The organism is Acinetobacter sp. 789_lipA, from assembly GCF_058242845.1.
This window is the reverse complement of record NZ_JBZAYS010000001.1, coordinates 88,317-114,023: the sequence shown is the minus strand read 5'-3', so window position 1 is coordinate 114,023 and position 25,707 is coordinate 88,317. Positions and strand designations below refer to the sequence as shown.

General features: G+C 40.4%; 21 protein-coding genes and 2 pseudogenes. 18 read left to right on the top strand and 5 right to left on the bottom strand.

Annotated elements, in window-relative coordinates:
* Positions 1-123 precede the first annotated feature (123 nt).
* Complete coding sequence (locus AC4CUZ_RS00535) at positions 124-1,272, top strand: site-specific integrase (RefSeq protein WP_005400789.1); 1,149 nt, start codon at positions 124-126, stop codon at positions 1,270-1,272.
* Here AC4CUZ_RS00535 and AC4CUZ_RS00530 read toward each other — a convergent pair.
* Together AC4CUZ_RS00530 and AC4CUZ_RS00525 are read right to left on the bottom strand one after the other, a co-directional pair.
* Complete coding sequence (locus AC4CUZ_RS00530) at positions 1,256-1,528, bottom strand: pyocin activator PrtN family protein (RefSeq protein WP_004644614.1); 273 nt, start codon at positions 1,526-1,528, stop codon at positions 1,256-1,258. The two genes, AC4CUZ_RS00535 and AC4CUZ_RS00530, sit on opposite strands and share 17 nt — an antisense overlap.
* Before the next feature lie 153 nt (positions 1,529-1,681).
* Positions 1,682-2,077: pseudogene (locus tag AC4CUZ_RS00525) on the bottom strand (undecaprenyl-diphosphate phosphatase); the annotation flags it as partial.
* A 313-nt stretch (positions 2,078-2,390) separates the two neighbouring features.
* On the opposite strand from AC4CUZ_RS00525, the gene kdpA reads away from it, so the two are divergent.
* The 5 genes from kdpA to AC4CUZ_RS00500 all read left to right on the top strand — a co-directional run bounded on the left by kdpA (position 2,391) and on the right by AC4CUZ_RS00500 (position 10,387).
* Positions 2,391-4,115 carry a potassium-transporting ATPase subunit KdpA gene (gene kdpA / locus AC4CUZ_RS00520; RefSeq protein WP_039890241.1) on the top strand — a complete coding sequence of 575 codons (1,725 nt, stop codon included), beginning with the start codon at positions 2,391-2,393 and terminating at the stop codon, positions 4,113-4,115.
* Positions 4,116-4,126: 11 nt separating this feature from the next.
* Complete coding sequence (kdpB, locus tag AC4CUZ_RS00515) at positions 4,127-6,169, top strand: potassium-transporting ATPase subunit KdpB (protein ID WP_004281624.1); 2,043 nt, start codon at positions 4,127-4,129, stop codon at positions 6,167-6,169.
* A 19-nt stretch (positions 6,170-6,188) separates the two neighbouring features.
* Positions 6,189-6,791: a potassium-transporting ATPase subunit KdpC gene (gene kdpC / locus AC4CUZ_RS00510; RefSeq protein WP_004679624.1), complete on the top strand. Its 603-nt coding sequence runs from the start codon at positions 6,189-6,191 to the stop codon at positions 6,789-6,791.
* Between the two features lie 206 nt (positions 6,792-6,997).
* A complete protein-coding gene (locus tag AC4CUZ_RS00505) occupies positions 6,998-9,646 on the top strand; it encodes a sensor histidine kinase (RefSeq protein WP_005400786.1) in 2,649 nt (882 codons plus the stop codon).
* A 27-nt stretch (positions 9,647-9,673) separates the two neighbouring features.
* Positions 9,674-10,387: a response regulator gene (locus AC4CUZ_RS00500; protein ID WP_490747133.1), complete on the top strand. Its 714-nt coding sequence runs from the start codon at positions 9,674-9,676 to the stop codon at positions 10,385-10,387.
* A gap of 188 nt (positions 10,388-10,575) precedes the next feature.
* Here AC4CUZ_RS00500 and AC4CUZ_RS00495 read toward each other — a convergent pair whose 3' ends face one another.
* On the bottom strand, positions 10,576-10,908 hold the full coding sequence (locus tag AC4CUZ_RS00495) for a transposase (protein WP_004692353.1): 333 nt from the start codon (positions 10,906-10,908) through the stop codon (positions 10,576-10,578).
* Positions 10,856-11,170, bottom strand: coding sequence for a transposase family protein (locus AC4CUZ_RS00490; RefSeq protein WP_026057330.1), 315 nt, complete (start codon positions 11,168-11,170; stop codon positions 10,856-10,858). Before AC4CUZ_RS00490 ends, AC4CUZ_RS00495 begins: the two co-directional genes overlap by 53 nt.
* Positions 11,171-11,326: 156 nt before the next feature.
* Between AC4CUZ_RS00490 and AC4CUZ_RS00485 the strand changes: the two genes are divergently transcribed.
* The 3 genes from AC4CUZ_RS00485 to AC4CUZ_RS00475 all read left to right on the top strand — a co-directional run bounded on the left by AC4CUZ_RS00485 (position 11,327) and on the right by AC4CUZ_RS00475 (position 13,939).
* Positions 11,327-12,028: an IS1 family transposase gene (locus AC4CUZ_RS00485; protein ID WP_004282344.1), complete on the top strand. Its 702-nt coding sequence runs from the start codon at positions 11,327-11,329 to the stop codon at positions 12,026-12,028.
* Positions 12,029-12,297: 269 nt separating this feature from the next.
* Positions 12,298-13,713, top strand: a complete 1,416-nt coding sequence (locus tag AC4CUZ_RS00480) for a glutamine synthetase family protein (protein WP_004692352.1) — start codon at positions 12,298-12,300, stop codon at positions 13,711-13,713.
* A 10-nt stretch (positions 13,714-13,723) separates the two neighbouring features.
* The gene (locus AC4CUZ_RS00475; protein ID WP_004692350.1) at positions 13,724-13,939 is read left to right on the top strand and encodes a hypothetical protein; all 216 of its coding nucleotides are present in this window, start codon (positions 13,724-13,726) and stop codon (positions 13,937-13,939) included.
* Positions 13,940-13,984: 45 nt separating this feature from the next.
* Here AC4CUZ_RS00475 and AC4CUZ_RS00470 read toward each other — a convergent pair whose 3' ends face one another.
* Positions 13,985-14,764 (bottom strand): TorF family putative porin, encoded by a 780-nt coding sequence (locus AC4CUZ_RS00470; protein ID WP_005400784.1) that lies wholly within the window; start codon positions 14,762-14,764, stop codon positions 13,985-13,987.
* Positions 14,765-14,960: 196 nt separating this feature from the next.
* Between AC4CUZ_RS00470 and AC4CUZ_RS00465 the strand changes: the two are divergent.
* From AC4CUZ_RS00465 to AC4CUZ_RS00425, 9 genes and pseudogenes are all read left to right on the top strand, one after another.
* Positions 14,961-15,149, top strand: a pseudogene (locus AC4CUZ_RS00465) (hypothetical protein); the annotation flags it as partial.
* Positions 15,150-15,392: 243 nt separating this feature from the next.
* Positions 15,393-17,123 carry a class I SAM-dependent DNA methyltransferase gene (locus tag AC4CUZ_RS00460; RefSeq protein WP_005400782.1) on the top strand — a complete coding sequence of 577 codons (1,731 nt, stop codon included), beginning with the start codon at positions 15,393-15,395 and terminating at the stop codon, positions 17,121-17,123.
* Positions 17,113-18,519 (top strand): AlbA family DNA-binding domain-containing protein, encoded by a 1,407-nt coding sequence (locus AC4CUZ_RS00455; protein ID WP_005400781.1) that lies wholly within the window; start codon positions 17,113-17,115, stop codon positions 18,517-18,519. The genes AC4CUZ_RS00460 and AC4CUZ_RS00455 overlap by 11 nt, the downstream gene beginning before the upstream one ends.
* Positions 18,512-19,816 (top strand): restriction endonuclease subunit S, encoded by a 1,305-nt coding sequence (locus tag AC4CUZ_RS00450; RefSeq protein WP_005400780.1) that lies wholly within the window; start codon positions 18,512-18,514, stop codon positions 19,814-19,816. The genes AC4CUZ_RS00455 and AC4CUZ_RS00450 overlap by 8 nt, the downstream gene beginning before the upstream one ends.
* Positions 19,817-19,833: 17 nt before the next feature.
* Positions 19,834-20,256 (top strand): hypothetical protein, encoded by a 423-nt coding sequence (locus tag AC4CUZ_RS00445; RefSeq protein ID WP_490747132.1) that lies wholly within the window; start codon positions 19,834-19,836, stop codon positions 20,254-20,256.
* A 37-nt stretch (positions 20,257-20,293) separates the two neighbouring features.
* Positions 20,294-21,319: an IS30-like element ISAba125 family transposase gene (locus tag AC4CUZ_RS00440; RefSeq protein WP_001988464.1), complete on the top strand. Its 1,026-nt coding sequence runs from the start codon at positions 20,294-20,296 to the stop codon at positions 21,317-21,319.
* Positions 21,320-21,331: 12 nt separating this feature from the next.
* The gene (locus AC4CUZ_RS00435; RefSeq protein ID WP_490747130.1) at positions 21,332-21,940 is read left to right on the top strand and encodes an AAA family ATPase; all 609 of its coding nucleotides are present in this window, start codon (positions 21,332-21,334) and stop codon (positions 21,938-21,940) included.
* A 6-nt stretch (positions 21,941-21,946) separates the two neighbouring features.
* Positions 21,947-22,450, top strand: a complete 504-nt coding sequence (locus tag AC4CUZ_RS00430) for a hypothetical protein (RefSeq protein ID WP_005400778.1) — start codon at positions 21,947-21,949, stop codon at positions 22,448-22,450.
* A gap of 58 nt (positions 22,451-22,508) precedes the next feature.
* Positions 22,509-25,613, top strand: coding sequence for a type I restriction endonuclease subunit R (locus tag AC4CUZ_RS00425; RefSeq protein WP_005400777.1), 3,105 nt, complete (start codon positions 22,509-22,511; stop codon positions 25,611-25,613).
* Positions 25,614-25,707 lie beyond the last annotated feature (94 nt).

Sequence of the window (25,707 nt, the reverse complement as noted above, 5' to 3'; positions counted from 1 at the left end):
ACCTTTAATCTATATTCTGCAACCTGCGAGAATTTGTTTGAACCTGTGTTTAGGTGGGTGAATCCATTTGCATTTACACCAAATTTTACACCATAATAGAAAAAATAGCTTTTGGTGTAAATTATGGGTTCAATTACAGCAAGGAAAGGTGCAGATGGTAAAGTTAACTATCGTGCTGCGATTCGAATCACTCGAAAGGGCTTTCCTGCTTTTTCTGAAAGTAAAACATTTCACTCAAAGAAATTAGCTGAAAACTGGATTAAGAAACGAGAAGTCGAAATTCAAGAAAATCCTGATATTTTGCTTGGCAAAGAAAAGTTGATTGATCTGACCTTATCAGATGCCATAGATAAATATTTGGATGAAGTCGGGAGCGAGTACGGAAGGACGAAACGCTATTCTCTGCTCTTAATTAAGAAGCTACCAATTGCGCGCAATATTATCACAAAAATAAAATCAGTACATTTAGCCGAGCATGTGGCTTTAAGGAAGGGTGGAATTCCGTACCTCGATCTTGAACCTATTGCGACTAGTACACTGCAACATGAGCTTTTACATATCAGAGGTGTTCTTTCTCATGCTGCTGTTATGTGGGAAATGGATATTGATTTAAATAGCTTCGATAAGGCTACTGCTCAGTTAAGAAAAACACGTCAAATATCCTCCAGTCAAAAAAGAGACCGACTGCCTTCGAGAGATGAATTGATTGCATTGACGAAGTATTTTGCAGAACGATGGAAGCTAAATCGTTATGGCTCTAAATACCCAATGCATTTGATTATGTGGTTTGCAATTTTCTCATGCAGACGTGAAGCTGAATTAACACGATTGTATCTTCGAGATTATGACCCACATCATTCAACGTGGAAAGTGCATGATTTAAAGAATCCTAATGGTTCTAAAGGTAATCATAAGTCATTTGATGTACTTGATCCTTGTAAGGAGCTGATCAAAAGACTGAAACATTCAGAAGTTCGAGAACGGATGCTAAAGCTTGGACATAATGAAAATTTGTTATTGCCTTTGAATCCCAAAATTTTGGGTAAAGAGTTTAGAGAAGCTTGTAAAATTTTGGGGATTGAAGATTTACGATTTCATGACTTGAGACATGAAGGCTGTACTCGATTAGCTGAACAGAGTTTTACTATTCCTGAAATTCAGAAAGTAAGTTTGCACGATTCTTGGGGGAGTTTACAGCGTTATGTATCAGTGAAAGCGAGAAGAAATATATTACAGTTGGAGGAGGTGCTACGCCTCATCGATGAAACGTAGCAAAATCTTTGGATGCCTCTGAATATTGCTTATCCAAGACAGCAGCAAGATCCTTAATGTGTACCAAAAATGGAGCACGTTTACTTTTATCTATTTTGAATACTGAGAAAGGGAATTGTTGATTATTCGCTTTTCTCAGTGCTTCGGCTTTGCTGAGGTGGGGATAATAGTCAGAAACTACTGTCATTAGTTCAACGGTCATAGAACGATACTTTATAAAAAGTAGTTCGGTAGTATTAATTTGAAAGCAATTCATGAAGTGGGTATTCCATACATAAAACTTTTTTAATTTGAATGGGCTTTGTTGCACAAAGATTTCATAACTATATGATTTTAAAAGTTTTGATTATTTTTTGATCCAAAATTAAATTTATTTAAATCAGATGCTTACATATTTATGCAACAAAGCCGCTTCTACAGCAAAAATTAACAGTGCACCAATAATCAGTGCAGATGCCACAACCGAAGGACTGAATAAAACTTGTTTAATAAAATCAACAGCTATAACTCCGATCACTACTGCAGGAATAAATGAAATGAAGACATTTATCGCAAAACGTCTCGCATGGTAATCACCTGATATAAAACCATGTAGTAGATTAATAATTTTTTTACGGTAGAGCCAACAAACGGCTAAGATTGTGCCCAGTTGAATGACAACTTCAAAGACACAGCCTGAGCCTGAATGAAAATCAATTAAATGGCCAAATAAAATTAAATGACCAGTACTGGAAATGGGTAAAAACTCCGTTAAACCTTCTATAAAACCTAAAAATAAGGCTTTAAGTACTGAAATTATATCCATAAATAAAGTGAGTCACAGAATAATAATAGCCATCACTTTTAAGATATTTTTCTGCATTTATAAGTGCATTGAGCTAAATTTTTACGCTTTCTTTACGCGGCATCCAAAGTTATGAATAGAGACTTTACGGTCTTATTTTTCATACTGGATTTTGGAATATCCCAATGCTTAGGATGAAAAACATGAGTGCGGTCATTCACGCGCATCAGCAGGTACAGCATCAAAAAAATTGCGTTGTACTAAATAATCAAAATAAACGTTATTTCAATATCTGCATGCAGATTTCAGCTCTGAAACATAGGAGTGAAATGCCATGTTAGAGTTTGCTTTGCTTTTAGCCATCGTCTTTGTTCTGGCTTATCCCTTGGGTAAATACCTCGCAGCAATTATGCACAACCGCGATATGAAAATTGATCCTCTATTCAATTGGATTGAAAAGCCCATTTACGCGGTTTTAGGAATCAATCCCAAACGGGGGATGAATGTCAAAACCTATTCATTCAATTTTGTCATGAGCTGTGCAGTGATCGGTTTGGTGACTTGGACTCTATTTATGGTTCAAGCCAGCCTGCCGTTGAACCCAAACCATGCACCGAATATGTCATGGGATTTGGCGCTGCATACCATGATTTCGTTTCTGACCAATACCAACCAGCAGCACTATTCAGGACAGGCGCAACTGTCTTATTTATCGCAAATGGTCGGCATTGTCGGCTTGCAGATCTTCACGCCGATGATGGGCCTGGCGATGGTGGTGGCTACAGTTCGAGCACTGTTCTACAAACAATCCAATGCACTTTCTGAAACCGATCAACAGACCAGCTTTAAGCATAAAGTGCAACAAATTAATGTCGGCAACTATTGGGCCGATGTGATTCGTCCGACGTTCCGCTTTCTGATTCCTTTATGCATGGTTTGGTCATTATTGCTCACTAGCCAAGGCGTACCATCGACTTTTCAAGGCGGCCCAGAAGTTCAAGTCATCGACCAAAGCAGCGAATTAACAACGCAAAAAATACCTTTAGGCCCTGTTGCGCCCATGGTAGCAATTAAGCAATTGGGCAGTAATGGTGGTGGCTGGTATGGTCCGAACAGCAGTGTACCTTTGGAAAATCCGACACCATTGTCAAACTTTCTGGAAATGCTTGCGATTTTACTGATCCCTGTTTCGGTGATTTTTATGCTGGGCTTTTTCACCAAACGCGCCAAATTCGCAGGCTTGGTCTTTGCTTCAATGCTGCTGATGTCGATCATTTCTGCGACTAGCGCTATCTGGTCAGAAAGCCTTTCATCGACTTCGACATTGCTTTCCGCCATGGAAGGTAAAGAAGTGCGTTTTGGCGAGGCATCATCTGCTTTGTGGTCAGCGGTCACCACCCAAGTCAATAACGGCTCAGTGGATATGATGCATGATTCATCTGCACCGCTCACAGGTATGGTGCAATTGTCCAATATGCTGATCAATGCCATTTGGGGCGGGATTGGCTGTGGTTTACAGCAATTCATTATTTATCTGTTTTTAGCAGTCTTTATTGCAGGCTTAATGACCGGCCGCACCCCAGAATTGTTTGGCCGCAAAATTGAAGCCGGTGAAATCAAGCTGCTCGCTGTTGTGATTTTGATCCAACCCATCGTCATTCTTGGTTTAACCGCAATAACTGTATTTTTTCCTGAATTGACGGGCAACAGTAATCCGCAATACCACGGCATTTCTCAAGTGCTGTACGAATATGTGTCTGCATTTGCCAACAATGGCTCAGGCTTTGAAGGGCTATCAGACAATACCGTGTGGTGGAATGTCACATGCGGTATTGCTTTATTGCTCGGCCGTTTCCCGACATTAATTATTCCTTTAATCATCGCTACACGTTTAGCTGCTAAACGCCAAGCACCTGAAAGCAGCGGCAGTTTAAAAGTCGAAACGCCAACATTCGCACTGACTTTAATTGCCATTGTGGTGATGTTGACCTTATTGCAATTTATGCCAGCCCTGGTCTTGGGGCCAATTGCTGATCATCTGTTATTGGTTCAAGGTTAAGGGGGAGTACAATGAATCATTCAAAACACACTGTTCAAACACAGCAAAACACCATAGCTTCAACCTTATTTCAAGCTGAAGCATGGAAAAATGCTTTTATTAAACTGCTGCCGCAGCATGTGATTAAAAATCCGGTGATGGCCATCGTTTGGCTTGGGACGCTGATTACACTGGTTAGTACAATTCTAGGTCAATCTAGTTTGGTTTTTGGCTTATTGGTGACGTTGATTTTATTTGTGACGGTTCTCTTTGCCAATTATGCCGAAGCGGTTGCTGAAGCCAAAGGCCGCGGACAGGCGTCATCCCTGCGTCAAGCGCGTCAGAATTTGACGGCGCGCCGGATCCATTCTAAAGATGATATGGATGGGGTGCAGATTTCAGCGGCTGAATTGAACATGCATGACTTGATTGAAGTGCGTGCAGGGGAATTGATTCCCGCAGATGGTGAAATAATTCAGGGCTTTGCTACGATCAATGAAGCTGCAGTAACAGGTGAATCTGCGCCGGTACTCCGTGAAGCGGGCACAGATAAATCTGGGGTGATTGGCGGAACCAAAGTCTTAACCGACCGGATCATCGTGCAAGTGACCGCAGAGGCGGGAAATAGCTTTCTCGACCGAATGATTGCTTTAGTCGAAGGCTCAAACCGTCAAAAAACACCGAATGAAATTGCCTTAGGTATTTTACTGACCGTGATGACTGTGACTTTTATCATCGTCGTGGTCAGCCTGCCGTTGATTGGACATTTCCTGCATATTGAAATCAGCCCGATTTTATTGGTGGCGCTATTGGTCTGCTTGATTCCAACCACCATCGGCGGCTTATTGCCAGCTATTGGAATTGCAGGGATGAACAGAGCGCTCAAAGCCAATGTGATTGCCAAATCAGGCAAGGCGGTTGAAGTTGCAGGCGATATAGATGTTTTACTACTCGATAAAACCGGAACTATTACTTACGGTGACCGTCAGGCGACTGCTTTTTATCCCTTAACAGGAGTGACGGAGTCTGAACTTCGCCAAGCGGCGGTACTGACTTCTTTGGCCGATCCAACGCCAGAAGGTAAATCGGTGGTTGCTTTGGCCAAAGAGCAAGGTGAAAGAGTGGCCGAGCCTGAACAGGCTGAATTTATCGCTTTTAATGCGTCCACACGCATTTCAGGCCTTAACTTGGCGGATGGTCATCAAGTGCGTAAAGGCGCTATGGATGCCATTCTTAAATTCGCTTCGCAAAACCTTGAAAATCATGCCGAACTGAAAGCGCGCGTAGAACAAATAGCTTCAAAAGGGGCAACGCCGCTGGTCGTGGCTAAAGACCAGAATTTGTTGGGTGTCATTGAACTATCAGACGTGATTAAGCAAGGCATTAAAGAAAAATTTGCGCGCTTACGTGAAATGGGCATTAAAACTGTGATGGTGACCGGAGATAATCCGCTCACAGCAGCGGCCATCGCAGCAGAGGCTGGTGTGGATGATTATATCGCTGAAGCGAAACCAGAAGATAAACTCACATGCATTCGAACCGAGCAAAACAAAGGACATTTGGTAGCGATGGTCGGTGACGGTACTAATGATGCACCGGCGTTGGCCCAAGCAGATATTGGCTTAGCCATGAACTCGGGAACGCAAGCAGCCAAAGAAGCAGGCAATATGGTGGACTTAGATTCTGATCCAACCAAATTGCTATCTGTGGTTGAAATAGGCAAACAGCAGCTGATTACTCGCGGTGCATTAACCACCTTTTCCTTGGCGAATGATGTATCAAAGTATTTTGCAATTTTGCCGGCATTATTCGTCGCGGCAATTCCGCAAATGCATGTGTTAAATGTCATGCAACTAGGCAGTTCTGAAAGTGCCATCCTGTCTGCGCTGATCTTTAATGCGATCATTATTCCTCTGCTGATTCCAATTGCACTGCGCGGTGTGAAATTCAAACCTTCGACATCTACCCAATTATTGCGCCGCAACATGCTGATTTATGGTGTGGGCGGGGTGCTGCTACCGTTTATTGCCATTAAAGCGATTGATCTGCTGATCAGTCCAATCTTGGCCCTATAAATTTTTTGAGGATGACAAAGTGAATATGCAAAATCATCAATTGGCAGACTCATCATGGGGTGAGAAACTGCGCGCTTCGTTTGGAATGACCATCATTGCTCTAGGCTTATGCGGCTTTGTATATAGTGCTGCTGCAACCAGCTTAGGACAAATGCTCTTTCCAAAACAAGCCAACGGCAGCTTGATTGTCGAAAATAATCAAGTGATCGGTTCACGCTTAGTGGCACAGCCTTTTGCCCAAGTTCAATATTTCCATCCGCGTCCATCTGCCGCAAATTATGATCCTATGGCGATGGCCGGAAGCAACATGGCGAGAACCAATCCTGAACTGCAGAAAGCCATAGAGGAACGGCTGAATCGAATCGCAGCGAAGGAACAGATTGAAAAATCTAAAATTCCTGCGGATCTGGTCACCGCTTCAGGCAGTGGCATCGACCCTGAAATTAGCGTGCAATCAGCCATGATTCAAGTGAAGCGGATTGCCCATGCACGGCATATGCCTGAACAGAATGTCGAAAAACTGATTCAGTCGCATACGGTTCAGCCGATTTTTGGGATTTTAGGGCAGGCACGTATCAATGTGCTTGAATTGAATTTGGCTTTGGATCGGGGCGGGAAGTGATATGAATGGCTTGAAGATTAAAATATAGTGATTGAACGCTATTAAATAATTTGAATTAAGTTACATACGATTGTTGGGCGAGGGGATGTTCTATACCTCCGCCCAACGGTGGCATCCATATTGCCCAGCAATAGCCAAGCTGACTTTAGACGCATTTAAATGAATTTAAAAACATCTTTTTAAAGCAATAAATAAAGATTACTTCTATGACTGATCAACGAACCAATAAAGCCGATGTTTTGCTGCAACATACACAGCGTTATCAGTCTGGGCGGCTGACGATTTTTTTAGGCGCAGCTCCGGGCGTGGGAAAGACCTTTGCCATGCTGGTTCGTGCGCATGAACTGGCGCTGCAGGGTATTAATATCGTCATTGGCTATGTAGAAACGCATGGCCGTAGAGAAACTGAAAATTTAATTTCTGGTTTAGATATAATTCCGCGCAAGGCTATTGAATATCAAGGGCAGCATCTGGAGGAAATGAATCTAGATGCCGTTTTGGATAAAAAGCCCAGTATTGTTTTGGTGGATGAATTTGCCCACACTAATATGCCCGGCAGCCGTCATGAAAAACGCTGGCAAGACATCAATGAATTATTAGATGCTGGTATTGATGTTTTTACCACCATGAACATTCAGCATTTGGAAAGTTTGAATGATGTGGTATATCAAATCACTGGGATTCGTGTCACTGAAACCGTGCCAGACCGGGTGTTCGAACGGATTAGAGATATCCGCTTAATTGATTTGCCTGTGAATGAGCTGTTGGAGCGCTTAAACCAAGGGAAGGTTTATGTGCCTGAGCAGGCGGAACAGGCCTTACAGCGATTTTTCAACAGCTCCAACTTAACGGCACTGCGTGAACTGGCAATGCAAACCGTTGCCAATTATGTTGATAATGATGTACGCGAAAATTTCGCCATTCAAGGGCTTGCTCAAATCCCCTTAAAAAATCATGTCTTAATTATGATTGATGGCAAAGGGCATTCTGAAGCTTTAGTTCGGACTGGATGCCGTATTGCCGAGCATCGTGCGGCAAACTGGACGGTTGTTGCTTTTTCTCATGATACGCAAATCATGAATAAACAGGAAAACTCGCAAAGCCGTGAAATAGAACGGGCTTTAAACTTAACGCGTCAAATGGGCGGAATGACAGAAGTCCTTTACGGCCAGCAACATGCTAAAACTTTATTTGATTATGTGATGGACCGCGGCATTTCAACCTTAGTTTTAGCGCAAGCGGCTCCGCAAAAGTTTTCGCTGAATTTAAGGCTCAATTTGATTGATCAATTACTGCAATACCGGCCCAGTTTTGAACTCAGTATAGTGCCGATTATTGCAGAGAATAAGCATCTGTCCTTTTTCACTCAAAGGGCATTCTTGTCGCTGAGAGAAATACAGTACGTACTAGCCACCACGGTCATCAGCATTGTGATTGCAAGCTTAGGGGAAAAGTATTTAGGGATTGAAGATCTTTCGGTGATTTTTATCACCGCTGTGGTTTTTGTGGCATCAAAAACACGGATGCTGGCTGCAGCTTTTTCAGCCATCCTATTCTTTCTAGCTTATAATTTTTTCTTTATTTCCCCGCAATTTACATTTCAGATTTCTGCACATCAGGGGATTGTCACCGTGATTGCATTTTTGGGCGCGGCTTTAATTTCGAGCCGATTAGCGTCACGTTTGAAAGAGCAGGTGACTGCACTCAAAACGGCGAACAGTTATAACAGCATTATGCAGGATTTAGGGCAGAAGCTGTCCACAGCATTAGATTTGGCACAAATCAAGGAGATTGCTGAACATAGCCTGAGTAAAAATCTCAATGCAGATGTCTGGCTGTATTTCCCAGATACTGCAGCAACTCAAGCATCATCGACTATCATGAGTAATAAAGAAAAAATTTCAGCCGATTGGACATTCAAAAACCATCAACCGTCCGGTCGCTTTACCCAAACCTTGACGGAAAATGAGTGGTGGTTTTTGCCCTTATTGGCTTCCAAGCAATGCTTAGGCGTGGTGGGGTTGAAACTTAAAGATGTGCAAGCAGTAATCAATACGGAGCAAAAACAGCTCGCTGAACTCATGGTAGAGTATCTTGCGCAGGCGATTTTCCGCACCCAGCTGACCAAGGCTTTGGAAATAGCCAATGTGAATTCTGAAACGGAAAAATTGCGCTCGGCATTATTATCATCCGTATCGCACGATTTACGCTCGCCTTTGGCGTCGATGATTGGAGCAGCGGATACTTTGAGCACTTACCGCCATTCCATGAATGAAAATGATCAGGACAGCTTGCTGGAAGCGATTCATTTAGAGGGGGAGCGTTTAGACCGCTATATTCAAAACCTACTGGATATGACCCGTTTAGGCCATGAAGGCTTAAGCTTGAAGCGGGACTGGATTGGAGTTGATGAACTGATCGGTTCAGCAGTGCGCCGTTTAAACCGTTATATGCCAGATGCATTGGTTGAAGTGCATGCGCCTCAAGAATCTTTGAGTTTATTTGTACATGCCGCCTTGATTGAACAGGCCATTTTTAATGTACTGGAAAATGCCGCAAAATTTTCACCAGAAAATAAAGCTGTGATGATTGAGGTGCAGCAGGTGAATGAAAATGAGATCGAAATTGCCATAACTGATAAGGGGCAGGGTATCCCGGAAGGTGAGCGGGAACGCATTTTTGACATGTTTTATACCATGCAGCGCGGCGACCGCGGGCAATATGGTACAGGCTTGGGCTTGACGATTGTGAAAGCGATTGTGGGTGCGCATATGGGGAAAATCATGGCATCATCAGGCAAGAACAATCAAGGAACATGTATCCGCATACAGCTTCCTATTCAGCAAATTACTTAAAGCATCTAGCAGCTTTTAGGTGGGAAAATGCCAGAACAGAATGAATCAGCCAGCTCCATGACCAATGTCTTGATTATTGATGACGAAAATCAGATTCGAAAATTCTTGGATATAGCACTCAGAGCGCAAGGCTATAAAACGCTTTTGGCTGAAAATGGCCAAAAGGGTTTGGAACTCCTAGCTTTGCAAGGCGCGGATTTAGTGATCCTCGATTTGGGTTTGCCAGATTTGGATGGTTATGAGGTTTTGTCTGAGCTTCGCACATGGTCGCACGTTCCAGTGATAGTGCTGTCTGTGCGGGCAAATGAAGAAGAAAAAGTGAAGCTTCTGGATGCTGGCGCAAATGATTATGTCACCAAGCCGTTTAGTGTTCAGGAGCTGGTGGCGCGCATTCGTGTACTGCTTAGGCAGCACCAGCATAGTACTGTTGATACTGTAATTTTTGATGATGGCGTATTAAAAATCGATTTTTCCAAACGGCAGGTTTTTTTTAATCAACAATTGCTCTCCTTAACACGCAAAGAATATCAGCTGCTGAATTTATTGGCGAAAAATAAAGGCCAATTGATTACTCAGCCGCAAATATTGAAAGAGCTGTGGGGGCCAACGCACCAAGAAGATACGCATTATTTACGGATTCTGGTGGCTAAATTAAGAGTGAAGTTAAATGATAATGCTGTGCAGCCTAAATATATTATTACTGAACCGGGAGTGGGTTTGCGATTTTTGAAGATTTATTAATATTAAATATGCCATTTATTTTACATGAGTAATTAGACCTCTTTCATAAATCATTTTTTGCTCAGTTCCAAGTTGTAGATTCCAGCGATTAAATTGAATCTCAAACTAAGCCTTTTACATCTATTTCGATAACGCTCAGCAAGGATTTTGAAGGTTTTCAGGTTGCCAAATACATGCTCAATTCCGATTCATCTTTTATTGATTTCTTGATTATAGATTTTCAATTCAGGATCCAATTTACAGTGTCTTTTGGCTTTTAATGGCAACAGGCTATTCGGATACAACACATAAATCCGCTGATAGCCTTTATCTGCCAGGATAAAAGCCCCAAAAGGAATCTGGTTTAAATTGCGTTTGAACAACTCGAAATCATGCACTGCCCCGCGACTGGCACATAAACTCAGAATTTGCTGAGTTTTGTAGTGAATCATGGCTTGTACTTTAAAGGTATGGGTCTTTTTTTTGCCGCTATAGCTTTTCTTCTGTTTTTTTAGGCCTTTGGATTGGAATTTCCGTGGCATCCACGATCACAACATTCCAGTCGATGCCTTCGCCCTCGGGTAAATCTTTGGGTAAATTAAACAGATTGGACCGAAGCAGGCAGTCTTCAACATGACGGACAATTCTTGAGGCTGTGGGCTCTGAAACCCCGTAACTCGTCGCAACGTGAAATAAGGTTCGGTATTCCCGCCAATAGCTCAGACAGAGCAGAACCTGATCCTCCAGGCTTAACTTGGGCGGTCTGTCTTTGGCAGAGACATGCTTCTGCAATTGCTCAACCATCAAATAGAAAGTTGACCATGAGATGCCTGTGTATCGCTTGAACTGAGGATCAGAAAGCTTGTTTGAATCGATGTATTTCATCCGCAGATTATGCACGGGTGGTGTATCAAAAAGTATGCTAAAAAAAAGCAGGTTGAATTTTGATAAAATAGAGAAATGCAAATAACTCTAGAAATCAAATGTCCAACCTGCCTCAGTGACAGTATAAAGAAAAATGGCATCAAAGTAGATGGGAAACAAAACTACCAATGCAAAGACTGCAAACGTCAGTTTATTGGTGACCATGCTCTGAGCTATCTAGGATGTAATTCTGGCATTACTCGTAAAATATTACAGTTAATGGTCAGAGGCAGCGGTATACGAGATATCGCTGAAGTTGAGCGCATTAGTATCGGTAAAGTCTTACGGACTTTAACTGAATCGGCCTATCAAATTCAGCCTAAACAAAGTCATTATGAATCTCTCGAAGTAGATGAATTCTGGACTTTTGTTGGAAATAAAAATAATAAACAATGGCTTATTTACGCCTACCATCGAGAAACAGGTGAGATTGTTGCTTATGTTTGGGGTAAGAGAGATTTAGCTACAGTCCAAAGGTTGAAGACAAAGCTTAAACAATTAGGTATTCACTACACCCGAATTGCAAGTGATCATTGGGACAGTTTCATCACTGCTTTTAAAAACTGCAAGCAAAGTATTGGTAAGTTTTTTACTGTAGGAATTGAAGGTAATAATTGCAAAATAAGGCATCGAATAAGGCGTGGTTTTAGAAGAAGTTGCAATTTCTCCAAAAAGCTTGAAAACCATTTTAAAGCCTTCGACTTAACCTTCTTTTACATCAATAATGGCTTCATTTAATGTCAGCATACTTTTTAAAACACCACCTATGCACGAATGCTAAGAAATCCGGAGTGCAAATATTAACCAAAAAGAAGATCGTTTTTTGATTTATGAAAGAGATCTATTGTTATTTTTATGTTTTAACTTATTTTAAATTAGCTTTTTCGTGGTTTTAATAGTTTAAAAAATAATCATATTAGTTGGGTGCTTTTTTACGGTTTATTTACGTTACATTCGGTAGAACTTGTTTTATTTTGATCATTGTTAATATTTAACAGGACAAAATAATGAGTAATTTACTCATGGCTAGACATAATATAGCTGACGAAGAAGCGGTCCCTGAATCCATGCCATCTGCGCGTCAATGCTGCGATATTGAAGATATTCTATTTTCAGAAGAAATCGAAAACTATCTGCAGCGCTATCCCAATACCCGTCATGTTGAGATTTGCCTGCACGATCTGAATGGTCATGTCCGCGGCAAGCGCATAGATATTGTCGGTCTAAAAAATATTGCACAAGGCTGTTATTTCCCAATGTCTATTTATGCCATGAGTCTTGATGGAGAAGTGATTGAAGAATCGGGTTTAGGAAAATCGATCGGTGAGCCGGATTATTTATGTAAACCTATATTGGGAAGCCTGCAGCCCTGCGCTTTAAATCCAGAGTCCAATGCACAGTTATTCCTAACCATGAAAGATGACAATCATCAAGATTGCGAAGTTGAACCGCGCAATATTTTAAAAAAAAGTTTAAGAGCGCTGCATGATCAAAACTTTTATCCTTGCATGGCCGCAGAATTGGAGTTTTATTTATTTGACAGCAATGAAAAATCTGGCTCCAATCAGATTTATTTAAATCAATGTTTTGATGTGAATGCGCAAGATAAATATCAAGACGTTCTGGATGAAATTGAACGGATTGCCCTTTTGCAGGGGATTCAGATTACAGGCTTAGTCTCGGAATCATCTTCCGGACAATACGAAATTAATATTCAGCATAGCGGTGATATTTTGAAGCTATGCGATCAGATCATGATGCTAAAGCGCACCATTAAGCAAGTCGCTGTAGAACATGGGTTACATGCAAGCTTTTTGGCTAAGCCTGATCTGAATAAAGCGGGCAGCGGCATGCACTTTCACATGAGTTTGTTAAATCAAGACCAGCAGAATATTTTCAGCATGAAGCAGAATCCTTTACCGTCACGGCAATTATTAAAGGCGATCAGCGGGCTGATAGTCTTGCTGCCGCCGTCCATGGCCGTGCTTGCCCCGAATGTAAACTCATTCCGCCGGTTTAAAGCTGGAAACCATGTGCCCTTAGAAGCTAATTGGGGCGTGAATAACCGCAATGTGGCCATTCGCATACCACGTTCGGACAATGAAAATCAACGCTTGGAATATCGTGTTGCAGGTGCGGATTGCAATCCTTATTTAACTGCAGCCCTGATTTTGATCGGCACACTGCATGGGTTGACACAGAATCTGGAAATTCCACAGCAAGCCACTCAGATAAAAAATAAACATCAGCCGCACTTTTTAAGTACGAATCAGCTGGATGCTTTAACATTTTTTCACCGGAATACTGTTTTGCAAAAATATCTCGGCAAAAGATTTATGGAATTATGGTGTGCAGTTAAACGTGCTGAGCATCAGTATATGTACAGCCAAATTACTTTGATCGAACAACATTGGGATATTTAACTGCTTAAAAATGTATAACACGATAAATAATGAAGATGATGCTAGAAATCAGAAGCTCAATGAAGAATTATATTTGAAGTATAGTTTACAGGAAATTGATTCTGACATTTTAGTAAAGAAATACCAGTATGCGTCAAAAAGTATGAAAAAAATAATTCATACTATTTTTAAAGAAAGAGGTTTTAATCGAAGTGAGATAGATCATATATTGAAATCACTCAAGTAAAATAATTATGCCAATAGTATTGCTGATACTATTGGCATTTAACTTTTAAAAAGATTTAGTCAGGGTGAATACTGCTTCAGTTTTTACCCCTTTTTTATTTTGACTTGTAAAGTCTTTGGTTTTTAAATTACTACCAACCGCTGCTAATTCTGCATTTATTCCCATTGGCTTATAGCGGTAAGTTGCACCAATTTTCCAATCAAAAAAAAGGTCTTTTGCTTCAGAACCATAAATGTCCTGATTTGCTTTGGAATAACCTAAGCTAACATTTGTGCCAAAATTAGTTTGAGCAATCGGTGTAGCATATAAGACATTAAAATACCAATTTGAGATATCTTTACCTATACTGTCACTGGCAGCTTTGCCGCCATAGTTATAGGTATAGCTTATGCTTGGTGTAAAGCTATCGTTCTGATGCAGCAACGCATTAAAGATCATTTTGAAATAGTATTCATTATAATTTAAATCGCTGTTGCCGATGTAATTGTAGCGCAGCATGCCAAGATCAACTGCAGGATGGATTGAACCTAGCGCGATTGGCGCTGTATAGCCGATCTGGGGATCCAGTTCTAAATTTACTTCGTCATCAAAATCAACATTCGATGCAAATGCAGCAAGATAAAATCCTGAAGCATGGCTTAAAACAAAGTTTCCCTGCAAGGCCGGATCATTCTGGGTTTGCGTTTGGCCGCGCCAGCGGTAGTCGCTGGCCAATGATACATTACCTGAAAAGCTTAAAGCGGGAGAGCTTTCATCTCCAGTAGCAAAAGCATAACTTGAATAGAGCGGTATAAGGCTAAAAAGTAGATGGTATAATTTTTTCATAACACTTTAAATTAGTAGTCATTGAAGTAATGTATGTTATGGTTTAATTTATTGATATATAATAAAATTATCGTAAATTTTGCGTAAAATAAGTATAAAATTTAAGATGAATATTTTTTAAAGTCGCAGATTCAAATCCCAAGTGCAACACATTTGTAGTTAGTTGAAAAAGTTAGGTGTATTCATAGAATCATTAGACTTTACCGCAAGGAAGGGTTTTGCCAATGCACGGTTTGAAACGGATATAGAGGAAGGGTTAGAGGTGCTGGAGGAATACTACCCTGAACAAGAACAAAACCGTACGGTGGAGCAACAAGCTTCGCCTGAAGGGTTTGTGCAGGGTATTCAGCAGGGGTTGCAGCGATCAGTCAGACCCGTCAATTAATCGATTGGTTGGAAAAGAGCAACTTTCTAGGTTGCTCTTTTTTTTTACGACATTATAAGACGTAGCAGTTGTTAAAGGACTATTTTAGCTAAAGTTATCCCGTTAAAATGACAGGACTTTATTAATCTCTATTTTTTTTGTTAAGTGCATGACTTTTAATAGGTCATTGATATGCTAACTTAGCAACATTGTTTAACATTAAGTATAAAACCAAAGCGGTTGATCTTGGATTGAGGAAATAAAATGCATTCATTGGAACAAAAGTTTCTAAATGACTTAGATGACAAGCTTTGGAAAGCCGCCGATAAATTACGCAGCAGTCTGGATGCCGCTAACTACAAGCATATTGTTTTAGGACTGATTTTCTTAAAGTACGTATCAGATGCTTTTGATGAACGGCAATCTGAACTCAAAGAATTGTTTGCACAAAAAGACGATCACAACATCTATTACATGCCGCGTGATCAGTACGACAGCGAAGAAGAATACCAACAGTCTATTGCTGATGAACTAGAAATACTGGATTACTACCAAGAAAAAAACGTATTTTGGGTGCCAAAAGCAGGCCGCTGGTCAAATATCCGTGATGCAGCAGCTTTACCAATTGGCTCAATCATTTGGCAAGATGAACAAGGACAGGACGTGAAGTTACGCTCTGTATCTTGGTTGATTGATAATGCCTTTGATGAAATTGAAAAAGCCAATCCAAAACTGAAAGGTATTCTGAATCGCATCGGACAGTATCAATTAGATAATGATAAGTTACTAGATCTGATTAATACCTTCTCTGATACCAGTTTCACTCAGCCTGAATACAACGGTGAAAAACTAAATCTGCACAGTAAAGATATTCTTGGACATGTCTATGAATACTTTTTAGGACAATTTGCCTTAGCTGAAGGCAAGCAGGGTGGGCAATATTACACACCTAAAAGTATTGTTACCTTAATTGTTGAAATGTTACAGCCTTATAAAGGGCGCGTATATGACCCAGCAATGGGGTCAGGCGGATTCTTTGTATCTAGTGAAAAGTTCATTGAACAACATGCACAGGAAAAGCGTTACAAAGCGTCTGAACAGAAAAAGCATATTTCTATCTATGGTCAGGAGAGCAACCCGACCACATGGAAACTGGCAGCCATGAACATGGCGATTCGCGGGATTGATTTTAATTTCGGTAAAAAGAATGCAGACAGCTTTTTAGAGGATCAGCATCCAGACTTGCGTGCCGATTTTGTCATGGCTAACCCACCTTTTAACATCAAGGATTGGTGGCATGCTTCTTTAGAAAATGATGTGCGTTGGAAATACGGCACGCCACCGCAAGGTAATGCCAACTTTGCTTGGATGCAGCACATGCTGCACCATTTGTCACCTACAGGCAGTATGGCATTGCTACTTGCCAATGGTTCGATGAGCTCAAATACCAATAATGAAGGTGAGATCCGTAAGAACCTGATTGAAGCCGATCTGGTGGAATGTATTGTTGCATTACCAGGACAACTGTTTACCAACACGCAAATTCCAGCCTGTATCTGGTTTCTAACCAAGGACAAAAAGAATGGCTTGTCTTTAGATAAAAAGAAAGCCAACCGTGAAGGCAAGACTCTGTTCATCGATGCCCGTAATTTGGGCTATATGAAAGATCGCGTACTGCGTGACTTTACCGATGCAGATATTGCTAAAATCACCAATGCTTTACATGCTTGGCAACAAGGCGAAAATTTTGAAGGCGAAGCGTATCAAGATGAGAAAGGTTTCTGCTTCTCTGCTGAGTTAAAGGATATTCAGAAGCACGATTACGTACTGACTCCGGGACGTTATGTTGGTGCAGTCGAGCAGGAAGATGATGGCGAGCCATTCGCTGAGAAAATGCTGCGTTTGACTGCTCAGCTCAAAGAACAATTTGCTGAAAGTGCTGTCTTGGAAAGTGAGATTAAAAAGAATCTAAAGGGCTTGGGCTATGAGTTCTGATCATCCTTTATTGCTGGAAATTCAGAAGGGTGAAAGTCAAGCCCTTGAATTTAAAGAGCAATTACCGAAAGGGCAACAGGTGGCAAAGACCCTGATTGCTTTTGCCAATACCAGTGGTGGTAAATTGGTAGTGGGTGTAAGTGATGATCGCCAACTCGTAGGTATTCAAGATGATATTTTTGAGTTGCAAGATCAGATCACTTCGATGATCAATGAACTCTGTATGCCCAACATTCTGCCGTATATCTATATCGAGAATATCCAAGGCATAGAGTTGCTGGTGATTGAAGTCAGCCGTGGTTCATTGTTGCCTTATTATCTCAAGCCACAAGGCAAGGCACAGGGGACTTATATCCGTTTAGGTGCAAGTAATCGTGTGGCATCGCCTGAGTATATCCAGCAACTTGAATTGCAACGTCTGAACCAGACTTTTGATGAGCAGCCGAATCCGCAATACAGTTTAGATGACATCGATTTACAGCCTTTAAAGCAAGCCTTTGCTGAGCTGGGCAAAGAACTGTCTTTGCAGAAAATGCGTAATCTTAAATTGATCATTCAGCAGAATGGACAGGATTACCCAAGTCATGGGTTACTCATTTTGTTGGGGCTTTATGAGCAGGTTGAGATTAAATGTAGCCGCTTTAAAGGCACGACCATGACGGTGTTTTTGGATAAAAAAGAATACCGTGGAGACTTATTTAGTCAGTTGAAGCAAACAGAGCAATTCATCAAGAATCATCTGCATCTACGTGCTGAAATTTTAGGGTTACAACGTACAGAAAGTTATGAAATCCCCATTCCTGCCATTCGTGAAGCCTTGGTGAATGCAGTGTTGCATCGTGACTATAGCAATGCAGGGCGTGATATCAAGGTTGGCATTTATGATGACATCCTGAATATTGTATCGCCGGGTGGTTTGCCCAATGGTCTGACTGAAGAGGATTTAGCGCAAGGTCGTTCAGAGATTCGTAACCGTGTCTTGGCCCGTGTGTTTAAAGAGCTGGGTTATATCGAGCAATGGGGCAGTGGGATTGCCCGGATCAAAGATCTTTGTTTGCAAGCAGGCAATCCCGAACCTCAACTGAAAGCACAAGGTGATTTTGTCGATTGGGAGTTTTACCGTCCTTCGATTGAGCAATTAGGTGGCTCAATAGGTGGCTCAATAGGTGGCTCAATCCAAGAAACAATGCTGACAGATCGTCAAAAAGAGATTTTAGTTTTGATTCAAAAAAATCCGAAAGTTTCCTATCGTGCTATGGCGGAGCAGCTCGGTATTAATGAGTCAGCAGTGAAAAAGCATCTGAATCATTTAAAAGATGCAGGCTGGCTTGAGCGTATGGGTGGAACTCGTGGGCATTGGGCGATTAAAAAAGAATTTGGGGAATGTAGTGAGTAATAAAAATTATGTGCCATTAAATGAATTTATACTTTTACAAAGAGGATTTGATTTGCCTCAGAGTGACAGGATTTCTGGAGATATACCTGTCGTAGCATCTACAGGAGTAGCTGGATTTCATAATGAATATAAAGTTGATGCACCAGGGGTTGTAATTGGTAGAAGTGGCAGTATAGGGGGAGGCCAATATATTAAAGAGAAATTTTGGCCTCTTAATACGACTTTGTGGGTTAAAGACTTCAAAGGACATGATGCCAGATATGTCTATTATTTGCTGAAAAGTATAGATTTTCATCGATTTAATGTTGGAACAGGTGTTCCAACATTAAATCGCAATCACTTATCAAGTGTTTTGGTCAAAAACTTAGGATATATAAATGAAAAAGTAATAGCCAAAACTCTTGGTGATCTAGATGACAAAATCCACCTCAACAATCAAATTAACCAAACCTTAGAATCGATTGCCCAAGCCCTCTTTAAAAGCTGGTTTATCGACTTTGACCCTGTCCGTGCCAAAATTGTAGCAAAACAAGAAGGGAACAATCCTGAGTTTGCTGCGATGTGTGTTATTAGCGGTAAAAGTGAAGTTGAGCTTCAGCAAATGGCTGAAGATGATTTGGCGGAATTGCGAGCAACTGCTGCACTGTTTCCTGATGAATTGGTAGAAAGTGAGTTAGGGGAAGTACCGAAGGGGTGGGAGGTTACGCGGTTTAGTAATATTGTTGAAAAGTATATTGATAATAGAGGTAAGACTCCTCCTATTCAGTCGGAAGGGATTCCTTTATTGGAGGTAAAACATTTACCAGAATTCTCTTTAAATCCTGATTTAAATACTGACAAAAAAGTGAGCTTAGAAACTTTTAATACTTGGTTTAGAGCACATTTACAGGAAAATGATTTGATAATGTCAACAGTGGGCACTATAGGTCGCCTTTGTATTGTTCCTGCTAATAGAACTCTAGCAATTGCACAAAATATATTAGGATTAAGATTTAAGTTGAATAAAGTAAATCCACTATTTATGTATTATCAAATGAATAGCGCCAAATTTAGGAATGATGTAGATGCTAGATTGGTTATTACTGTTCAATCGAGTATTAAAAGAAAAGACTTGGAAACTATAGATTTATTGCAACCAGATATTAAAATTCAAAATATTTTTGCAGAAAAGATAAAACCATTTGTATTATCACAGCAGTCAGATGAATCTTTAAAATTAATTGATATTAGAGATGCTTTATTGCCAAAGTTATTGTCGGGTGAGATTACTTTAATTTCTGATGAAGATAGAAAATAGTGTATGTGAGATGAAGAATGATTAAAGATTTTGATTTAGAGAACTATGGGCCAATTATTAGTTCTCATGGTAAAAATTTGGGACAAATTAACTTAATTTTGGGTAAAAACAGCACAGGGAAAACTTTTCTGCTCAAAGCTTTATATAGTGCGATACGTAGCCATGAGGAGTCCAATAGAGGGAAAAATAATCAAGAGTTTTCCGATGTTTTGAGTGATAAATTATATTGGACATTTCAAACAGATAAAATTGGTGACATAGTTACCAAAGGTGAGGGCAAAAAGCTCTCAGTATCAATTAGCTTGGATGACAATAGCTCACTTGGATTTAGTTTTGGAAAAGATACAACTGTTAAAGTAAGTACTATTCACAATAATCTGACCAAAAGAGAATCTAATTCAATTTTCCTACCTCCTAAAGAAGGGCAGAGTAAAACTTGAAGTGCGACATAAACCACCTAATTAATTTAAAGGGTTTATGGAGTATATAAAATTGTCATACCATCATCTTAACTTTGAAGATCGTACTGCATTAATGCTTGAGTCAAGAAAAGAAGGCTTTTCAGCCAGAAAATTTGCTGAACTTATTAAAAGACATCCTAGTACGATCTATCGTGAGCTTAAAAGAAATAGCATCAATGACGTTTATCAAGCTCAATATGCTTCTGATAACACTTTTGCTAGACGTAGACGTGGTCACAGAAAACTCAAAATCGATTCAATCCTCTGGAAATTTATTGTTGAAGCGATCCGTTGTTTATGGTCTCCTCAGCAAATAGCAAAGCGTTTAAAGACATTTCCTGATTTGGATCAAACAATGAATGTAAGCCATACAACGATTTATTCAACGATACGAGCATTACCCAAGGGTGAGTTGAAAAAAGACTTATTATCCTGTCTACGTCATGAAAATAAAAAGCGAAAAGCTAACGGTGAACCTAAAAAAGATTCTATATTACAGGATATTAAAACTATTCATGAGCGCCCAGCCGAAGTTCAAGAAAGAAAAATACCGGGTCATTGGGAAGCTGATTTAATTAAAGGTAAAGACAATAAAAGTTCGATAGCAACACTTATTGAACGAAATACACGGCTCTGTATCTTGGCAACATTACCTGATGCAAAGGCAGAATCAGTGCGCAAGGCTTTAACTGAAGCTCTGAAATATTTACCTGCAGAACTGCGTAAAACGTTGACCTATGACCGTGGACGTGAGATGTCAGAACATAAAATACTCGAAGAAGATTTAGGCATAGATGTATATTTCTGTGACCCACATTCACCCTGGCAAAAAGGCACATGCGAAAATATGAATGGTTTAATTAGGCAATATTTACCTAAAGGGATTGATTTAAATCAGGCAGATCAGCATTATTTAAATCAAGTTGCCATGTCACTGAATACTCGTCCTAGAAAAGCGTTAGATTGGCTTACACCATTAGAGAAATTTGCTCAGCTTGTTGATTATCATATGGCTTTTGAAACTGTCGCACCTCATGTTTGAATTCGCCAAGTATTGTCACTGATTGATGTTATTCATAAGTCGGCAGTAATCGATAAATTATTTGGCTTTGATGCAACTTATGTCGATCTAATTACTGCTCTTAAAATTCCTACGCAAAAGGGGCGTAATTCAGATGCGTTTGTAAGCTCTCGAAAACAGTTAGAAAATATGTTTTCAGGGAAGGTTGAATTCGATAATAAAAGCCAAAGCTGGATTTATAAAAAAGGAAATAGTAAGTACTCAATGATGGCTACAGCTGAAGGTGTTAAAAAGGTTGCAATTCTTGATACTCTTTTAGGTAATCGCTATCTTGATAAAGATTCCATTGTATTTATTGATGAACCTGAGTCTGCTTTGCATCCGACAGCAATTGTGCAACTGTTAGATATAATTAGTGTTCTTGCTAAAGCTGGTATTCAATTTTTTCTTGCTACTCACTCTTATTACGTTATCAAAAAATTGGTATTAATTGCTCATCAGTATCAAATGCCTATTCCAACTTTTATGGCAACAGAAAATGGAAGTTGGCAACAAACCTGTTTGCTTAATGATGGTCTACCTGATAATGAGATCATTAATGAGTCAATTCGACTTTTTGAAGCTGAATTTCAAGGGGTTTGATTATATATGATTTTTTTTGAAGAGTCAGGAGTGAGCTTTGGTTCTTTCCCACGTGATGATTTTTATAAAATAGAACATTCCAAAGGCCATAAATCTCTAGGTAATGGTTTTAAAATGGTTGAGTTTACTTATTTAAAAAATCAAAAGATGTTTATGGTTGAAGCTAAATCGAGTATACCAAATCCTAGGAATACATCCGATTATGAGAATTATTGGAATGAAATTTTTGAGAAGTTTGAAAATGCACTACCATTACAAATGATGGGGTGTTTAAAACAAAACTCTATTGTAGAGCAAGAGCTACCATCTAATCATAAACTTATTGATTGGCAAAAAGCTACAATTCAATTAAGGCTAATTATACCTAAAGTACCTAATCAACATTTACCCCAAATAACTGACAAATTTAGACAGCGTTTACATAAAATAAAAAAATTATGGAATATTAACGATATGAATATATTTGTAATAAACGAGGAAAAAGCACGTAAAGAAGGCCTGGTGCTTTAGAAACTTAAACTTTATCTATCAGAAAAACTTAAAGACAACATACCAGGTAATATTAATCATGAACGAAACACAACTCGAAAACCTTTGCCTTGATTGGTTCGCCGAAAATGGCTGGGAAGTCGTTCATGGTATTGATATTGCACCTGATAGTAGCACTCCTTTACGCAAAGACTATAAACAGATTTTACTGGAAGCTGATGTTCTGGCCGCTTTTGAACGCTTGAATCCGCATTTACCTGTAAGTTGTTTTGAGCAAGTTCTGCAAAAGCTGAATCAACCTGAAAGTCTGGACTTGGTGACCAATAACCGTGCCTTCCATCGTATGTTATTGGAAGGTGTATCTGTCACCTATAAGAAACAGGATGATTGGGTACATGACCATGCCTTCTTGGTGGACTTTAATCATGTGCATCAAAACCGTTTTGTTGCGGTCAATCAATTTACCATTCTAGGTGTGAAGCAGCCGCGACGCCCTGACATCATCTGTTTTATCAATGGTATTCCGTTTGCCGTGTTGGAGCTAAAAAGCCCAACCGATGAAAATGCAGATATCTGGGATGCCTTTAACCAGCTGCAAACTTACAAAGAAGAAATCTCCGATCTGTTTGTCTTTAATGAAGCCTTGGTGGTGAGTGATGGGGTAACGGCTCGTGTCGGTTCACTTACGGCGAATCAGGAACGCTTTTTACCGTGGCGTACCATTAAGAATGAAGATGATAAACCTGCTTTAGAATGGGAACTAGAGACAGTTATTCGAGGCTTCTTTGATCGAGAGTTGTTTCTGGATTACATCCGATTTTTTGTGTTGTTTGAAACAGATAGCGAAAAGACTATTAAGAAAATTGCAGGCTATCATCAGTTCCATGCAGTACGCGAAGCCGTACAGGCTACCATTACAGCAGCCAATCCAACCGGAGACAAAAAAGCAGGTGTTGTTTGGCATACCCAAGGTTCGGGTAAAAGTATTTCCATGTGCTGCTATGCGGGGAAACTCTTACAACAGCCTGCTATGCACAACCCGACCTTGTTGATCGTAACCGACCGTAATGACTTGGATGGACAGCTCTTTGAAACTTTTAGTAATGCTCAAGAACTATTAAAACAAACGCCAGTACAAGCCAATAACCGCGATGAGCTGAGACAGCTTTTAGCTGAGCGTGAGTCAGGTGGCATCATCTTTACCACGGTACAAAAGTTTGCATTATTGGAAGGTGAGAGTGAGCATCCATTACTGAATGGACGCCACAATATTGTGGTGATGTCAGATGAAGCACATCGTAGCCAATATGGTTTGAAAGCAAAACTAAATAATGATGGCACATACAAGTTCGGCTATGCCAAGCACATGCGTGATGCTTTAAAGAATGCTGCTTTTATTGGCTTTACTGGAACCCCTATTTCGAGTGAGGATAAAGATACCCGAGCTGTCTTTGGTGATTATGTTTCCATCTATGACATTCAGGATGCCGTGGATGATGGGGCAACCGTCCCGATCTACTACGAATCACGCTTGGCAAAGCTGGACATCAATCAGACTGAAATTGAAGAGCTATCTGATCAAGTCGATGAGGTTGTAGAAGATGAAGAAGATGTTGGTAACCGAGAAAAGACTAAAAGTGAGTGGAGCCGACTAGAAAAGCTGGTGGGTGCCACACCACGGCTGAAACAGATTGCTGCGGATTTAGTCGCACACTTTGAAGCCCGTACAGAAGCCACGGCGGGTAAAGGCATGATTGTGACCATGAGCCGTGAGATCTGTGTCCACCTTTACAATGAGATTATTGCCTTACGTCCAGATTGGCATGACCCTGATCCTGAAAAAGGCAAAATCAAAATTGTGATGACGGGTTCAGCTTCAGATAAACCATTATTACAGCCGCATATCTACAATAAGCAAACTAAAAAACGCCTTGAGAAACGCTTTAAGGACGTAAACGATCCTTTACAACTGGTGATTGTACGCGATATGTGGCTTACAGGTTTTGATGCACCGTGTACGCACACCATGTATATAGATAAGCCAATGAAAGGCCATAACCTCATGCAGGCCATTGCACGTGTGAACCGTGTCTTTAAAGATAAGCAGGGTGGACTAGTTGTTGACTATATCGGCATTGCTAATGAATTGAAGCAAGCCTTAAAAACCTATACCGATGCCAAAGGTAAAGGGGAACCAACATTACGTGCAGAAGAAGCTTATGCGGTTCTTGCTGAAAAGATGGATGCGATACGGGGAATGTTTGCCAAAACCAATGAACAGGTTGGCATGGATTTAAGTGCTTATGAAACTCAGGCACACCGACTGATTATCCCCGCAGCCAACTATGTGCTGAGCTTAAAGGATGGTAAAAAGCGTTTTCTTGATTTAGTCCTGGCAATCAATAAAGCCTTCTCTTTATGCAGCACCTTGGATGAAGCGAAGAACCTGCACAAAGAAATTGCCTTTTACTCAGCCATTAAAGCGGTCATTAGCAAGCATACCTCTGTAGATCGTAAACTGTCGCAAGCGGAAAAGGACAGTACACTAAAACAGATTCTGGATAATGCTGTCATTGCAGATGGGGTAACAGATGTTTTTGCAATGTGTGGTTTAGATAAACCAAACATTGGCTTGCTTTCAGATGAGTTCTTAGAAGATGTACGGCAGATGCCATACCGTAACTTGGCAGTTGAACTGTTGGAAAAGTTACTCAATGATGGCATTAAGGCAAAGACACGAAACAATGTCGTGCAGGAAAAACGCTTCTCTGATCGTTTGCAGGAAACCTTGAGGAAATACAATAACCGAGCTATTGAAACCTCTCAGGTCATTGAAGAACTCATTCAAATGGCAAAAGAGTTTCAGGCCGAAATGCAGCGTGAAGCTGCACTTGGTTTGAATCCTGATGAAATCGCTTTCTACGATGCCTTGGCGAATAATGAAAGTGCGGTCAGAGAGCTTGGAGACGATACGCTGAAACAGATCGCACGAGAGATTACAGAGAAGCTACGGAAATCAACGACTGTCGATTGGCAGGTTCGGGATAGTGTGCGTGCTCAGCTGAAAATATTAGTACGTCGTACTTTGCAGCGTTGGAAGTATCCACCTGATAAAGCAGCTGAAGCGATTGAGTTGGTGATGAAGCAGGCTGAGCAGTTGTCGAATGCTTGGACGACTAGCTAAAAAATCATTTATAAAGAACGTAATTTACACAAAATAATTTACATGCTCTTCTTGGGCGAAACCTTTGAAAAAATAGATAAAGTTACAATAACCA

Excerpts from the sequence above, each read along its gene's own strand:
- AC4CUZ_RS00535 (WP_005400789.1), top strand. The coding sequence starts at position 124 with ATGGGTTCAATTACAGCAAGGAAAGGTGCAGATGGTAAAGTTAACTAT.
- AC4CUZ_RS00530 (WP_004644614.1), bottom strand. The coding sequence starts at position 1,528 with ATGAATTGCTTTCAAATTAATACTACCGAACTACTTTTTATAAAGTAT.
- kdpA (WP_039890241.1), top strand. The coding sequence starts at position 2,391 with ATGTTAGAGTTTGCTTTGCTTTTAGCCATCGTCTTTGTTCTGGCTTAT.
- kdpB (WP_004281624.1), top strand. The coding sequence starts at position 4,127 with ATGAATCATTCAAAACACACTGTTCAAACACAGCAAAACACCATAGCT.
- AC4CUZ_RS00505 (WP_005400786.1), top strand. The coding sequence starts at position 6,998 with ATGACTGATCAACGAACCAATAAAGCCGATGTTTTGCTGCAACATACA.
- AC4CUZ_RS00500 (WP_490747133.1), top strand. The coding sequence starts at position 9,674 with ATGCCAGAACAGAATGAATCAGCCAGCTCCATGACCAATGTCTTGATT.
- AC4CUZ_RS00495 (WP_004692353.1), bottom strand. The coding sequence starts at position 10,908 with ATGCCACGGAAATTCCAATCCAAAGGCCTAAAAAAACAGAAGAAAAGC.
- AC4CUZ_RS00490 (WP_026057330.1), bottom strand. The coding sequence starts at position 11,170 with ATGGTTGAGCAATTGCAGAAGCATGTCTCTGCCAAAGACAGACCGCCC.
- AC4CUZ_RS00485 (WP_004282344.1), top strand. The coding sequence starts at position 11,327 with ATGCAAATAACTCTAGAAATCAAATGTCCAACCTGCCTCAGTGACAGT.
- AC4CUZ_RS00480 (WP_004692352.1), top strand. The coding sequence starts at position 12,298 with ATGAGTAATTTACTCATGGCTAGACATAATATAGCTGACGAAGAAGCG.
- AC4CUZ_RS00475 (WP_004692350.1), top strand. The coding sequence starts at position 13,724 with ATGTATAACACGATAAATAATGAAGATGATGCTAGAAATCAGAAGCTC.
- AC4CUZ_RS00470 (WP_005400784.1), bottom strand. The coding sequence starts at position 14,764 with ATGAAAAAATTATACCATCTACTTTTTAGCCTTATACCGCTCTATTCA.
- AC4CUZ_RS00460 (WP_005400782.1), top strand. The coding sequence starts at position 15,393 with ATGCATTCATTGGAACAAAAGTTTCTAAATGACTTAGATGACAAGCTT.
- AC4CUZ_RS00455 (WP_005400781.1), top strand. The coding sequence starts at position 17,113 with ATGAGTTCTGATCATCCTTTATTGCTGGAAATTCAGAAGGGTGAAAGT.
- AC4CUZ_RS00445 (WP_490747132.1), top strand. The coding sequence starts at position 19,834 with ATGATTAAAGATTTTGATTTAGAGAACTATGGGCCAATTATTAGTTCT.
- AC4CUZ_RS00440 (WP_001988464.1), top strand. The coding sequence starts at position 20,294 with ATGGAGTATATAAAATTGTCATACCATCATCTTAACTTTGAAGATCGT.
- AC4CUZ_RS00430 (WP_005400778.1), top strand. The coding sequence starts at position 21,947 with ATGATTTTTTTTGAAGAGTCAGGAGTGAGCTTTGGTTCTTTCCCACGT.
- AC4CUZ_RS00425 (WP_005400777.1), top strand. The coding sequence starts at position 22,509 with ATGAACGAAACACAACTCGAAAACCTTTGCCTTGATTGGTTCGCCGAA.